Annotated in this window: 10 protein-coding genes; 5 read left to right on the top strand and 5 right to left on the bottom strand. The window is 71.2% G+C overall.

What is annotated here, in order from left to right:
- Positions 1–756 (bottom strand): hypothetical protein (locus ACFXMF_RS41995; protein ID WP_380021112.1); only part of this gene is annotated, 756 nt, incomplete at its 3' end.
- A gap of 119 nt (positions 757–875) precedes the next feature.
- Between ACFXMF_RS41995 and ACFXMF_RS41990 the strand changes: the two genes are divergently transcribed.
- The 3 genes from ACFXMF_RS41990 (at position 876) to ACFXMF_RS41980 (ending at position 5,040) form a co-directional block, all read left to right on the top strand.
- Entirely contained in the window at positions 876–2,330 is a 1,455-nt protein-coding gene (locus ACFXMF_RS41990) for an aldehyde dehydrogenase family protein (RefSeq protein ID WP_379990952.1), read from the top strand.
- Positions 2,331–2,675: 345 nt separating this feature from the next.
- Positions 2,676–3,764, top strand: a complete 1,089-nt coding sequence (locus ACFXMF_RS41985; RefSeq protein ID WP_379990953.1) for a Zn-dependent alcohol dehydrogenase — start codon at positions 2,676–2,678, stop codon at positions 3,762–3,764.
- Between the two features lie 526 nt (positions 3,765–4,290).
- Positions 4,291–5,040: a hypothetical protein gene (locus ACFXMF_RS41980; protein ID WP_379990954.1), complete on the top strand. Its 750-nt coding sequence runs from the start codon at positions 4,291–4,293 to the stop codon at positions 5,038–5,040.
- Positions 5,041–5,144: 104 nt separating this feature from the next.
- Here ACFXMF_RS41980 and hutH read toward each other — a convergent pair whose 3' ends face one another.
- Together hutH and ACFXMF_RS41970 are read right to left on the bottom strand one after the other, a co-directional pair.
- On the bottom strand, positions 5,145–6,902 hold the full coding sequence (gene hutH, locus ACFXMF_RS41975) for a histidine ammonia-lyase (protein ID WP_379990955.1): 1,758 nt from the start codon (positions 6,900–6,902) through the stop codon (positions 5,145–5,147).
- 1,007 nt (positions 6,903–7,909) lie between these two features.
- Complete coding sequence (locus ACFXMF_RS41970; RefSeq protein ID WP_379990956.1) at positions 7,910–9,409, bottom strand: SulP family inorganic anion transporter; 1,500 nt, start codon at positions 9,407–9,409, stop codon at positions 7,910–7,912.
- Positions 9,410–9,781: 372 nt separating this feature from the next.
- On the opposite strand from ACFXMF_RS41970, the gene ACFXMF_RS41965 reads away from it, so the two are divergent.
- The gene (locus ACFXMF_RS41965; protein WP_360324356.1) at positions 9,782–10,183 is read left to right on the top strand and encodes a MerR family transcriptional regulator; all 402 of its coding nucleotides are present in this window, start codon (positions 9,782–9,784) and stop codon (positions 10,181–10,183) included.
- Between the two features lie 696 nt (positions 10,184–10,879).
- Entirely contained in the window at positions 10,880–11,326 is a 447-nt protein-coding gene (locus tag ACFXMF_RS41960) for a cupin domain-containing protein (protein ID WP_379990957.1), read from the top strand.
- Between the two features lie 618 nt (positions 11,327–11,944).
- Here ACFXMF_RS41960 and ACFXMF_RS41955 read toward each other — a convergent pair.
- Positions 11,945–12,880, bottom strand: a complete 936-nt coding sequence (locus ACFXMF_RS41955; RefSeq protein ID WP_379990958.1) for an NADP-dependent oxidoreductase — start codon at positions 12,878–12,880, stop codon at positions 11,945–11,947.
- 78 nt (positions 12,881–12,958) lie between these two features.
- A complete protein-coding gene (locus ACFXMF_RS41950) occupies positions 12,959–13,732 on the bottom strand; it encodes a class III extradiol ring-cleavage dioxygenase (protein WP_360324351.1) in 774 nt (257 codons plus the stop codon).
- Positions 13,733–14,004 lie beyond the last annotated feature (272 nt).

Below are 14,004 nucleotides of genomic sequence, written 5' to 3'. Positions count from 1 at the left end.
GCGGGGCCCCCGCCCGCCTCTACCCGCAGGTGCACGTCTCGGCCACTGCTCGCCGCACCCGCACCGGCCGGGAGCGTGCGCCGCGCCCGGGGAAGACGTGGGCGCGGCGCACGCGCGGATGCGGGATCGGCCGGCGAAGCCGGAGAACTGCCAGGTGTATTGCCGCTGCGGAGCCTTGGCCCAAGTGATGAACCGGATCGCCTTGGCGTCGTCTTCCGTGTCGAGCGGGTCGAATACGTAATGGACGAAGTGGTGGCCGGCGGAGCCGGTGCCGTTGGGCGCCTTGCCGTCCACTCTGCCGAGGGTGAATCCGTTGGTGTGCTTCACGACCCCGGTCGGCGGGGACGTCCGCGCGCCGTACGCCGCCCGGCCGAACGGGATGACGGCGTCGGCCCAGGTGATCGCCGGGACGTCGCCCGGGCCCGGGTTGGCCTCGCTTCGGGCGAACGAGCAGTCGCGTACCCCGCCCCGCCGTTCCCGGCGCAGCGCGGCGGGATCAGACGGCCACGGGTGGGTGCCGTAGTAGGCGTCGCAGCCGGGCTTGCCGAGGCTGAACGGTGTCGTGCGGTTCAGGGCGGTGATCGAGGTGTTCGAGTCCGAATCGACTTCGGCGGTGTATTCGTCGGTGAGGACTTTCGTGTAGGGGGCGGCCGAACCGCCGCTCGCGACGACCACCCCCGGTGCGGCGCCGGCGGCCCCGGAACGGCCCGGGGGACCGGTCGGTGAGGTGGCGCGCGGAAGTGGTGCACGGAACATCCCCGACAGATCCCTTGACCTGGTCAAGTTGACCGATCGTCGTTAGCCTCCGAGCCCTGCCCGCCGACGCGACACGTGTCGCATCTCGGGTGACGGACCATCAGGAGACGGGAGTGGCCATGACCTTGGACATCGGCACCGTGGCGGATGCCGGGCTGTTCGTGAACGGAGCCTGGGCGCCCGGTGGCAACGGCCGGTTCGAGGACGTCTCGCCCGGAGACGGATCGGTACTCGCCACGATCGCGGACGGCGGCGTCGCGGACATGGTCGGCGCCGTCCGGGCCGCCCGAACGGCCTTCGACCGCGGGCCCTGGCCGCGCATGTCGCCCGCCGAGAGGTCCGCCTGCCTGGCCGAGCTCGCCGCGGGTCTGACCAAGCATCAGGACTTCTTCGATCACCTGTCCCGGGTCGAATGGGGCGTCGCCAACGACCGCCCCGGCCAGGTGATGGCCGCCGCCTCGATCGCCGCCGGCGCCGCGCAGTTGGCGCTCGTACCGGCCGAGGAAGCATTGACCGGTCCCGGCACGGTGGGCACCCTCGTGCACGAGCCGCACGGGGTGGTCGCGGCCGTGACACCGTGGAACTACCCGCACACGCTGAATCTGACCAAGGTCGCCAACGCGATCGCGGCCGGCAACACCGTCGTACTCAAGCCGTCCCCGCTCAGCCCGCTCGCGGCGCCGGCGCTGGCCTGGATCATCGACCACGAGACGAGCATCCCGGCCGGCCTGGTCAACGTGGTGACCACCACGTCCCTGGACGCGGCCCGCGCGCTCACCGGGCATCCGGACGTCGACATGATCAGTTTCACCGGCAGTACGGTGGTCGGCAAGCAGATCGCGGCCGATGCCGCCGTCACGCTCAAGCGCGTCGTGCTCGAACTCGGCGGCAAGTCCGCCTCGATCCACCTCGACGACCTGCACCCGGACGCCTACGACACACTCGCCGCGCAGACCCTGTTCGACGGCTGCACCCGACACGCCGGGCAGGTCTGCGTGTTGCAGAGCCGCCTGTTCGTGCCGGCCGCCCGGGAGAAGGAGATCGTCGAGCGGCTGGTCGCCCTGGCGGCGGCGGTTCGGGTGGGCGACCCGCGCGCGAGCACCACCGAGATGGGTCCGCTGATCAGCGGAGCCCAGGCCGACCGGGTGCTGTCCGACATCGCGGGCGCGGTGGCCGAGGGCGGCGTGATCGCGCACGGCGGCGGTCGGGTGGAGGTGCCCGGCGGCGGGCACTACATCGCGCCGACCATCCTGACCGGAATCACCAACACGATGCGGATCGCGCGCGAGGAGGTCTTCGGTCCGGTCCTCGCGGTGATCCCCTACCGCGACCCGGACGAGGCCGTCGCGATGGCCAACGACTCGCGATTCGGCCTGGTGGGCGCGGTACACGGCGCCGACCCCGAGCGCGCCGCGGCGGTCGCGCGCCGGATCCGCGCGGGACAGGTGACCGTGAACGGCGCTCGCGCGCTCGGCCCGTTCGGCGGCTTCCGGGAAAGCGGCCTCGGCCGCGAACAGGGCCTGGCGGGCCTGCGCGAGTTCACCGAGACCAAGGGCGTCAGCCGCCCGGCGTAGGCACGCGCGAGCGGGGTGTGTTGCTCGGCGAACACGTCGTCGAGCAGCGCCCGGGTCCGCGCCGCGGGGGTGCACGCGGGTGCACACGCACCATGCCCGTGTACCCCCGCGGCCCCGGGCCTCCGCACGATGCGGCACCCGCGCAAGTGCGCTGCGGTCGCCCGCGGTTCCGTACAACGTCCTCGCCACGCGCTCGGCGCAACAGGCCGACGGGCGACAGGCGATGGGCGGCGGGTGTCGGGTGTCGGGCGACGGAGCCATTCCCCGCTCACCCGTCGACACCGTCGGACATCGAGACAGTCGGATATCGAAACATCCAGCCTTCGGGACCCGAGAGAGGCATCCATGCGCGCGGCCATTCTGACCACCCAGCCCGGCACCCTGGACATCGTCGACATCGAGATCGATCTCCCCGGTCCCGGCGAGGTGTTGGTGCGGACCGCGGCGTGCGGTCTGTGTCACTCCGACATCCACATCCTCGACGGCGCGATCCCCCACCAGCGCCCGGCCGTGCTCGGCCACGAGGCGTCCGGGACGGTCGTCGCGGTCGGCCCGGGTGTCACCCGGGTCGCGCCCGGCGATCATGTCGTCGCGTGCCTGTCGGTGTTCTGCGGCCGCTGCCCGCAGTGCGCGCGCGGCCGGACCTGGCTGTGCTCGGACAAGGCCGCCACCATGCGCGACGCCGACGGTCCGCCCCGGCTGTCCAGGAACGGACAGCCGGTGAACGCGAGTTCGTGGATCGGCGGGCTGGCCGAGCAGATGCTCCTGCACCAGAACGCGGTGGTCGCGATCGACCCGGCGATGCCGCTCGACGTGGCCGCGGTGATCGGCTGCGCGGTGACCACCGGTGTCGGCGCCGCCTGGCGCAGCGCCGACATCCGGGCCGGCGAAACCGTCGCGGTGCTCGGCTGCGGCGGCATCGGCCTCAACATCGTCCAGGGTGCGCGTCTGCGCGGCGCGGGGCGGGTGATCGCGATCGACCTGCAACCGGCCAAGCGTGAACTCGCCCGCGCGCTCGGCGCGACCGACACGATCGACGCGGCGTCACACGACGCGGTGGCCGAAGTCCTCGCGCTGACGGCGGGGTTCGGCGTCGACCACGCCTTCGAGGCGATCGGCCTGGAGGCCACCATCGGCCAAGCCGTGGCGATGACGTCGCCGGGCGGGACGGCGTACGTGGTCGGGGTCACCCCGATGACCGCGACCGTGAACGTGCCGGGCTACGCCCTCTGGGGCCAGGGCAAGACCGTACGCGGCGTACACATGGGATCCAACACGTTCACCACCGACATGCCGCGCTACGTCGATCTCTACCTCCAGGGTCGGCTGCGCATCGACGAGTTGATCAGCCGTCGGATCCCACTGACCGAGGTCAACGACGCGTACGACGCACTGCGCAGAGGCGAAGTGGCCCGCTCGGTCGTGACCTTCTGATCCCGAGCCCCGCCCGCGCAGCCAAGAGCGCTACGCCCGGGACGTCCCCGTCCCGGGCACGCCGATCGGGCGAGGTCGCCGCCTGCTCATGGCACGGCCCGATGACGGGCGTGGGCGGCGATCGGGTCGGCCGGCTCCTCCGCCGTCCGGGCCGTGGTGTGCAACCACCAACCGACGCCGTCCGGTTGCTCACACATGGCCCGATACTGCGGGCCGTGGTCGAAGTGGGCCCGCACTCGGGCCGGGCGAGCCACGTTGCGCTGTCGGCAGACCTCCAAGGGCGGGGCCGGGACGATGAACTGCCCGACCGGTTGGCGTCGTTGCAGGCCCGCGCCCGGTCCGCATCCGATTCCCCGACTGGGGCTTCGCCCGGGCACGGCTCGCCGGGGGACGGCGCGGGATGCCGCAGGGCGTTGTCGGAGGGCGTTCCTACGGTGGTGGCGATCGTCTCCTTCGGACCCTGGACGCCGTCGGCGTCGTGGCGTTCCGGAGCCCGTGGACCTCGACCCAGGAAATGTCGTGAAGCATGTCCGACCTTCCCGCCCACACCGCCGACGACGACTGGCGGTCGTCCCTGACGCAGGCCCTCGGCGTCCTGGTGGGCCGGCCGCTCGCGGACTTCGCACCCGATGCGGAATACGCGGCCTACTACAGCGGCAACTGGCTCCACGAGACCGAGTCCTACCGGGACCCCGAGTGGCTTGAGCCCGCCGCGTTGACGGGCCGGACGTCGGTATCGAACGAGAACCTGCTGCTGCTCGACGAAATCGGCTACCCGGAACTGCGGTTCGACGCGAGCCGCTCCCTCTTCGAGATCGATACACCGGCCGCGTTCCCGGCCGCGTTCGCGGAGGATCTGTCGGCCGTGTCACTGAGCGGTCCCGACGACCTGCCCATCGTCCGGGGTGCCGATCTGGCGCGGTCGACGGCACGCCATGGCGTCGACCTCACGTCCGCCGATCTGCCGGAGGGGACCTGGTCCCTGGTGATGGCCGCGATCGTGTCGGACGGCACGCTGCCGGACGCCCTCCGCGTGGCCACCGGTATCGGCGAGGGCCCCGACACGCTGGTGCGGTGCGCGGAGGGCGGCACGGAGGTGGAGGCGGCGATCGCGGCCGTGGAGCACGCCGGAATCCGGGCGCACCTGCGCACCTGCGCGCCTTCTGCGACCCCGACTCCCACGACCTGGCCCTCTGCCCGCACGACATGCGCGAGGCCGGGAACGAGGACGGCGCGCTGGTGGCCAAGTGGGAGGGCGCGGTCGACCAGTACGTGATCACGGTGCAACGCGTCGGCCCCTGACCCACCCCCGCCGCCGGCCGCTGCTGCCGCTCGCGGGTGTCGTCGACCGATGTGTCGAGGACACCCGCGACCGTCATGTCACCCGGTCGACCGCCGCCCCGAAGCGCCGCCCGTCCCGGTCGCGGGGTCGGTCTCGGTGTGGACCCAGGTGATCATCGTGTCGAGTTCCGGGGCCATCCAACGGTCTTCCTTCAGCATGGGCACCACCTGCCGGATCCTTTGCTGGACGGCCTCGGTGCCCTTGGCCATCGGGAGGCCCTTCATGAAGGCGTCACCGCCTTCCTCGGGCCCGATGTTGCCGACGATGTCGACCCCTTGGGCGGTCATGAGCCACGTGACGCCGAGGATCTTCTCGAATCCGTCCAGGTTCTCGTGCAGGTGCCGGACCGACGCCACGGCCATGGTGTTGTGATCCTCCTGCCCGAACTTGACCGGCCGACTGAGCACTCCGGCCGGGGCCGCGTGGACCTGCATCTCGGGAACGACGGCCGCGGAGACCGTCTGGACCTGCACCATGCCGGAGTTGAGCCCCGCCTTGTCGTTCTTGCCCCACACCCCGACGAGACTGGGGGTCAGCCCGTAGCTCCACTCCTTGCTCATCAACCGTTCGCCCAACGCGTGCAACAACAACGCCACATCCGTCATCTGTGCGTTCAGGGTGTCGACGGCGTGGCCGATGCGCGCCGCGTCCCAGTTGCCGCCCATGACGAACTCACAGGAGTCCTTGCAGAAGATCAGCGGGTTCGACGTGGACGCGTTGGCCTCGTCGGCGACGATCCGCCACGCCTCGTCCACGGTGCGCCGGGCGGTCCCGATGATCTGGGGCGCGGCCCGCACCGAAACGGCGTCCTGGACCCGCGGCGAATATCCGCCGAGGGTCTCCGGGTGATCCTCGAACGCCTTGCGGCCCGGCTCGGTCATCCACTGGCTGCCCGAGGTCAACGTCCGGACCCGGTCGGCCACTTCGGCCTGCTCGGGAAACTTTCGCTCCTCGTGCGTACGCGAGTCCAGAGAACCCTGCTCGGCCCGGATCGCCTCCATGAACAGGGCGAATGCCTGTTCCGTCTGATCCAGCAGCGCGGCCGAACGGGCGACGGCGTGGGCGTATCGGGCGGTGAGCACGCTGTTTCCGCTGATCAGGGGAAGGGCCTCGCCCTGCTCCAGCGCGAAGGCCGCAGGCAGCTTCGCCGATTCGACCGCCCGGGCCGCCGTGGTCGTCTGTCCTCGGAACCAGGTACGGGCGTCCTTGGCCTGTTCGTCTCCCGTGAGGACCAGGCCCGCCTGCGCCATGGGCTGAAGATCCCCGGTCCCCAGCGGACCGATCTGGGGAAGCACGGGAGTCACTCCGGCATTGAGGAAGTCGAGGGTGCGTTGCACGAACCCCGAACGCACGCCCATGTGACCTCGGGCCATCGTGTTCGCCCGCAACAGCAGGGCGAGCCGGGTCACCCGCTCCGGAACGTCCGCTCCCACGCCCGATGCGTGCGAACGCAGCACGTTCACCTGGAACTTGAGCTGTTGCTCCGGGGTGAGAGGCTCTCCCTTCAGAGGTCCCAGTGCCTGGTTCCACCCGTAGACGCGATGACTCTTGTCCTTCAGGTACTCCTCCGCGCCCTTGCGCACGGAGTCGAGGTTCCCCTTGGCCTGCGGGGACAGTTCGACCCGCATGGGTTCCCCGCGCAGCACCGCTCGGATCAACTCCGGCTCCAGGGAGTTCCCGTCCAGGACGACCGCCCGCTCCGCTGCGACGGCCCGGTCGGCGAGCCTCGCCGACGCCGCCTGGCCGACGGCGGCCGGGGGACCCGCGGGCCCGACCAGGGCTCCCACGGCCAGCATCGCGACCGCTCCACGAACGATGCGTCTTCGCACCGATACGTTCATGATCAACACCTCCGCCCTTAATAGGATCAAAGGGGTAATCGAGTGATCCGCCTTTGCTCCGTCGGTGGGCGGGGCGCCGGCATCGCAAACCCTCCGAACCGCTCCCCCCCGCCGCGGCGTTGCCGGATTCCGGAGCGGATCGGGTACGTCCGGTGGCCGGATGCGGGGGATGACGGTGCCCATCCGTCCTGTCACGCTCGACATCCGACGAGCCGCTCCCTGGCGCGGAAACGGAGGAAAAGGTCGGGATGAAAGAGGAGGCGACGAGCCGTCGAGGCACGCGTCGGGCTGCGGCACCTTGGCAGCCGTGAGTCTCCTGGGGTGTTCGGGCGGGGGCTCGTCCGGCCCGGACCGCATCGGGGACCGCGCCGAGTTCACGGGACGAGCGGCCGCGATATGCGGCGAGGTCGTCTCCCGAGGGAACGCGAATCCGGACTCGCCAAGGACCGGCGGGCAATTCTCGAAGCCTTGGTCGCCGTGCGCGGGAAGGGGCTCCCGGCGGCGGACGCCACCGCCGCGTTGGACCGGGCCGTCCGGGAGTTCGAGCACACGACGCGCGATCTCGCGCGCGTCCGGTCGACGGACGCGACCTGGGCGGCTGCCTGGGCCGAGGTCGCCGACGCCGTCCGCGGGGACACACAGGTGTACCGCGATCGACGCGCCGCGGTGCACTCCGCGACCCGGCCACCCTTGCGGCGGCCTTCGACCCCGGGGGGCTCGCGTCCGACATCGGCGCGCCCCTGACCCGCCTGAACCTCGCCGAACGCGATTGCCGCCTCCTCCTCAAGTGACGGGGCGCCACACGAACGGCGTCCGAGGTTCGGATCGCACGTACTTCCCGGCCATGGCCCGGACTTGCCGGACCGGGCCCGGCCGGTACCGGCTGCCGCCGGCCGGGGCCTGAACGCGCGTGGTTCGCCGCCCTCGACATCGCCATCGGCGCGGGCGGCAGACGCGGTCGGTCAATGGCCGCGGGAGAGTTCGCCGGTGAGGTTGCCGTGTATGGCGGCGGAGTGTTCGTCGAGTCCGGTGATCTCGACGGTTTTGCCGAAGCGGGCGTATTTGGTGGTGATGGCATCCAGGGTGGCGACCGTGGAGGCGTCCCAGATGTGCGCGTCCGTCAGGTCGATGATCACGTGGTCGGGGTCGTTGGGGTAGTCGAACCGGTAGACGAGGTCGTTGCTGGAGGCGAAGAACATCTCGCCGGTGACGTGGTAGACCACGCTGTCGCCGTCGGGGTCGACCACGGCGTTGACATCGGCGAGGTGGGCAACGCGTCGGGCGAAGATGATCATCGCGGTGATCGAGCCGACGACCACACCGACGGCGAGGTTGCCGGTGGCCACGACGATCACGACGGTGACGACCATGACCGTGGTCTCGCCGATCGGCATACGTTTGAGCGTCGCGGGCGCGATGGAGTGCCAGTCGAACGCACCGACCGAGACCATGATCATGACGGCGACCAGGACGGCCATCGGGATGTCGGAGACCACGGATCCGAAGACGACGCACAGGACCATCAGGAACACACCGGCCAGGAACGTGGACAGCCGGGTGCGGGCGCCGTTCTTGACGTTGATCATGGTCTGCCCGATCACCGCGCAGCCGCCCATGCCGCCGAAGAACCCGGTGACGATGTTCGCGACGCCCTGGCCGATCGACTCGCGGGTCTTGTTCGAGCGGGTGTCGGTGATGTCGTCGACGAGCTTGGCCGTCATCAACGACTCCATCAACCCGACCAGCGCGAGGGCGAGCGCGTAGGGGGCGATCGTGGTGAGCGTGTCCGTGTTGTAGGGCACGTCCGGGATGCCGGGGGTGGGGAACGAGGAGGGGAGCCTGCCTTCGCCGCCGACGTCGGGCACCGCGATGCCGGCGCCGAGGGTGAGGGCGGTGAGCGCGACGATGGACACCAGCGGTGCGGGGACGACCTTGGTCAGGCGCGGGAGGAACACCATGATCAGCAGCGCGGCGCCCAGCAGGGGGTAGACGGCCCAGGGCACGTCGTGGAGTTGGGGCACCTGCGCGAGGAAGACCAGGATGGCGAGGGCGTTGACGAACCCGACCATCACCGAACGGGGCACGAACCGCATCAGCTTGGCCACGCCCAGCACCCCGAGCAGGATCTGGAAGACGCCACCCAGGACGACGGCGGCGACGAGATAGCCGAGTCCGCGATCGTGGCTGAGCGGGGCGATGACCAGCGCGACGGCACCGGTTGCGGCGGAGATCATCGCCGGACGCCCGCCGACGATCGAGATGGTGACGGCCATGGTGAAGGACGCGAAGAGGCCGACGGAGGGGTCGACGCCGGCGATGATGGAGAACGAGATCGCCTCGGGAATCAGCGCGAGCGCGACCACCAGCCCGGCGAGGATCTCGACGCGGGCGACCTTCGGGGACGACAACCAGGCGGGCCGCCCGATGCGCAGGCGGGCGGAGGACGGGGCGGGATCGGACAAGGCGGGACCTTCGGTGTGTCGGGCGTGCCGGTCACCGCGTCGCGGGAGCGGGATCGCGTGCGTGCCGCGACACCGTCGGGAGCCGCGGCTCACCGGGGCGGCGCGGGTGGAAGTGGTGGGGTGACCGGCCGAGGGCGAGCGGCAGCCGGAGGGCGCCGCGTCAGCGAGGGGCCGGGATCACGGTGGGCAGGAGGCAGGGCCGGGCGATGTCATCGCGCCCCCTCCTGGGACCGGGGCGGGCGCGGAATGCCTGGCCGTGGTGTCGTTCGGACACAGGACCCATCGGCCCCGTCGACCACCGACCCTACCCTAACGTTACGGTAGAGATCGCGTCCGGGGCTTCGCTGCGGACTTCAGGGCGGAAGGACGCACGTGGACCAGGCGCACATGCAGATCGGCGAGGTGGCCGAGCGCACCGAGTTGTCGTTGCGGACGATTCGGCACTACGAGGAGGTCGGCCTCGTGGTGCCCTCCGCGCGTTCGCAGGGCGGTTTCCGCCTGTACACCGAACCGGACGTGGCCCGGTTGATGCTGATCCGCCGGATGAAACCGCTCGGGTTCTCGCTGGAGGAGATGCGCGACCTGCTCGCGGCCACCGATCGGCTCGACGACCCCGCCACCGACGCACCCGAACGGGCCGCTTTGATCGCGGTGGTGCGCGGATTCGAGGAGACGACGCTGCAGCGCTGCGAGGCGCTGCGCGTACAGCTCGACCGCGCCAGGGAGTTCGCTGCCACACTGCGCGAGCACACCGCGCCCGCACCGCCCCGCTGACACCGGATCACCCCTCCCTGTACGGATCGACCCGCCCCCGAACCCGGGGCGCCCGCCACAGAGCGGGCGCGGCGGCGACCACACGGGGTTCCGGCCGACAGGGGAGGTATCCGTCGTGCCGATCGGCGTGAACGGCAGCTCGGCCCGGAGCCCGGCGATACGGGTTCCGGGCCGTCCCGGTGCGGCGCAAACCGCAAGTCGTCGACCCCACCCTGCGCGGCATCGCCCATGCGGCGAACCCCCCGAGGCCGCAGGTGCCGGCGCCCACGTCATAACGGCCCTGGGGGCTGCCATCGACGCCCTCGCCCACGCCCAGGAGCATGCCCCGCTCCCTGACGATCCGTCAGGAAGTCGCCGTCCGCTGTGAGTTCATCGACGACTTGCGGTACGGACACGGCGATCCAGGTCGCCTTCCCCCCGGCCCGCCGAGTCGAACGCGAACTCGTCGGCCACTCGGCGAACGCGACACCCTGCTCACCGCCAAGGGCGGCCGCATCCCTTGGGCTCCACGCCGTCGGCAACCGGCGCCGCGGCGTACGCCCGGGCGCCGCACAACGGGGCGGAGCCGGATCGGAAGCACCGACCGGCCCGACGCGCACTCGTTGCCGATACAGCAAAGATTCTTGCCATTTCCGATGGGAGGTCGCAGTCTGAAGCACGGCCGTTCGGCCGTCCCAAACCACCAGGAGGCTTGCGATGAGCAACCCGATAGACATCGACGGTGCACGCGGGAACGACAGCGAAACGCCAAGAGGGGACCGGCTTCGCCACATCCGCGCCGGCGAGGCGCAGGGGCCCGCGGCCGTCATCAGCGGCGCCACGGTCGGTTCGAGGAAGCTCTGGATGGGCCTGGTGGTCAATCCGCCGTCCAGCGCGACGGACAACCACCACCACGGCGATTCCGAGGCGGGCGTCTACGTGGTCAGCGGGAACCCTTTGTACTTCTACCACGACGGCACCAAGGAGGTACGCATCGAAGCCGGCCCCGGCGACTTCCTCCACGTACCGCCGTTCGTCCCCCACCGCGAGGAGAACCCCGACCCGAACGAGCCGGTCGTCGTCGTGATCGCCCGGACCACTCAGGAGCCGATCAAGATCTCCGTCCCGGAGCTGTACCGGCTCGAAGACACACCCGCGCACTGACGGAAGACGGGCCGGCGAGCGCGGGGTTCGCCGGCCCCCGTGCCGAAAGTCCGCGACACCGGCAACGGCGGCCACACAGGCGGGTCACAGGTCCGCACCCACTCCCCTGCGCGCGGGGAACGGCCGACGGGATGGAGAACCCGCATTCTTGGAACTCGCCCTGCGTGTAGGCCCCGCGGACCTGCCGGGGACTCTCGTGGAAGAGTTGCGTATCCCGGGAAACCGCAGAGGGTTGCGCGGATCATGTCCCGTCGAGCGGCCGTGACGGGACCGTCCACGCAACCCTCCTTCCCCTCATCCGACTTGCCGCACAGGGAAACGAGGACATCCACTTCCCCGAGCCGCGGGTCGTGCCACGTCACCGAAGACCTCGGCGTCGGCGACACGGTGACCGGCGTCGTTGAAGTCGGGGGTCTCCGTGGGAGATATGGCCGCCACAGCCGTTCAGGACGGCGCTCCCGGCCCGGCCCCGCATCGCAGCCCGGTGTCGCATCCGAGCGCGTCGCCCGGCGCCTTCGACGCCGCTGCGCACGAGGCGGGCGCGGCCGTGGTGATGAGCGCCGCCGCCGTGAAACCACAGCGGGAGAACGAACGGCCGGTGGCCCCGCCAGGGTGTGGTCAGGGTGCGAGTACGACCGTCTTGCCGGGCAGCCGGCCGGCGCCGGCGTCCTCGTGCACGGCGGCCAGTTCGGTCGCCGGGCGGTGCGCGGCGACGTGGAGTCGGAGCTTGCCGGCGTCCACCTTGGCGACCAGCTCGGCGAGTTGGGCTCCGTCGCTGCGGACCCACAAACTCGCGGTGCGCACGCCCCGGGCGGGGTCGTCGGGGATCGGGCCGGCCGTGCCGGCGGCGATCCCGCCGTCGGCGACGTAGTTCGTGAGCTGCGCGAGTTCTTCCGGGGAGACGCGTACGTGGTTGATCACGGCGTCGAACGGGCCGCCGACGGCGGCCGGGCCGGCGGCGAGGTCGAGGGGGTCGACGACCCGGTGGGCGCCGTAGCCCCGCAGGCGGTCGGCGTGCCGTGGTGTGTCCACCGCGGTCACGTGTGCCCCGGCGTCGACGGCGAGTTGCACCACGAGGCCGCCCACGGCGGCGCCCGCGCCGTTGACCAAGACGCTCTGCCCGGGCTTCAGCTCGGCGAGTTCGAACGCCGTCTGCCAGGCGGCCAGACCGGTCAGCGGCAGCGCCGCGGCGTCGACCAGCTCGATCGTCCGAGGCGCGGGGGCCAGGGACTCTGCCGGGGCGAGCACGTACTCGGCGGCGCCGCCCGCGGAGTCGAGGGGCAGCATCGCCACGACCGGGTCGCCGACCTTCGGGCCCCTCACGTCCGCGCCGAGTTCGGCGACGGTGCCCGCCAGGTCGATCCCGGGCACGTACGGGAGGGTGATCGGGAGCATCTCGGCCAGGGCGCCGGCGCGGATGTGGTCGTCGACCGGGTTGAACGAGGTGGCCGCCACCCGCACCAGCACCTGCCCGGCGCCGGGGACCGGACGCTCGACGTCCTCGTGGCGCAGGACCTCGCTGCTGCCGAACTCGTGGAAACGTATTGCCTTCATGGCACTTTCCTCCTGGGTGTGTCGATGTCGTCGCCGCGGGTGCGGCGATCGGGGGGACGGTGGAGCGCGTCGAGGCGCTCAGGTGAGCTGCACGGACCGGGTCGAGTTGCCCATCACCATGCGGTCGACGGCGCTCACCGCGCTGCCGGGATCGTCGGCGGCGCCGACGGTGAACAGCAGCGGGACGAAGTGCTCGGCCGTCGGATGGGCAACCGCGGCACCGGGAGCCTTGTTGCGGTAATCGACGAGCGCGTCGACGTCGCCCCAGGCGAGGGCGTCGGCGGCCCACGCGTCGAAGGCCGCGGTGTCGGCCGCGAGTTCCGGCCGCCGGAAGACCGCGAGGCTGTGCGTCATGAAGCCCGAGCCGAGTACCAGGACGCCTTCGTCACGCAACGGCCGCAACCGTGCCCCGAGTTCGAGCAGGGCGCCGGGGTCGAGGCCGGGCATCGACACCTGCACGACCGGGACGTCGGCCGCCGGGTACATGGCCATGAGCGGGATGAACGCGCCGTGGTCGAGGCCGCGGTCGGCGAACTCGTGCACCGGCGTCCGGCCCAGCAGGCCCGTGAGCCGCCGGGCGAGGTCGCCGGCGTCCGGGGTCGCGTAGGGAAGAGTTTTGTAGCGGGGGTGGAATCCGCTGAAGTCGTAGTACAGCGGGGTGCCGGCCGCAGCCCCGGATATCGCGACCGGTGCCCGTTCCCAATGGGCCGAGACCACGACGACCGCCCGGGGCTTGGGCATCGACCGGCCCCAGTCGAAGAGGTCGCCGAGCCACTGCGGATCGTCGAGGGTGAACGGCGCCCCGTGGCTGACGAACAGGCTGGGCAGCGGCCCGTCCGACGGCTCCCACACCCGCTGCTCGCGCGCCTGTGGCAGAACCCGGGCAAGAAGGTCGTCGTACGCCCCGGCCGGCCCGCTCGCAGGGACGGGAGACGTCGGGCCGTTCGGGGAGGCCAGGCTGTTCGTGGTGGTCGTGGTCGTGGCAGTCGTCGCGATCAGCTCCTCACTTGACTTGCCTCGGCAAGTTATTTCACTTGCCTGGGCAAGTTGAAAGCTAGCGCATCAAGACTTGCCCAGGCAAGTCAATGCGAGTTGCCCGGGCAAGTAGGATGGGGCTCATGGAC

It is taken from the genome of Embleya sp. NPDC059213 (genome assembly GCF_042754445.1).
Lineage (GTDB): Bacteria > Actinomycetota > Actinomycetes > Streptomycetales > Streptomycetaceae > Embleya.
This window is presented reverse-complemented; position numbering and strand designations above follow the sequence as displayed.

Excerpts from the sequence above, each read along its gene's own strand:
- ACFXMF_RS41990 (WP_379990952.1), top strand. The coding sequence starts at position 876 with ATGACCTTGGACATCGGCACCGTGGCGGATGCCGGGCTGTTCGTGAAC.
- ACFXMF_RS41980 (WP_379990954.1), top strand. The coding sequence starts at position 4,291 with ATGTCCGACCTTCCCGCCCACACCGCCGACGACGACTGGCGGTCGTCC.
- hutH (WP_379990955.1), bottom strand. The coding sequence starts at position 6,902 with ATGCTGGCCGTGGGAGCCCTGGTCGGGCCCGCGGGTCCCCCGGCCGCC.
- ACFXMF_RS41960 (WP_379990957.1), top strand. The coding sequence starts at position 10,880 with ATGAGCAACCCGATAGACATCGACGGTGCACGCGGGAACGACAGCGAA.
- ACFXMF_RS41985 (WP_379990953.1), top strand. The coding sequence starts at position 2,676 with ATGCGCGCGGCCATTCTGACCACCCAGCCCGGCACCCTGGACATCGTC.
- ACFXMF_RS41955 (WP_379990958.1), bottom strand. The coding sequence starts at position 12,880 with ATGAAGGCAATACGTTTCCACGAGTTCGGCAGCAGCGAGGTCCTGCGC.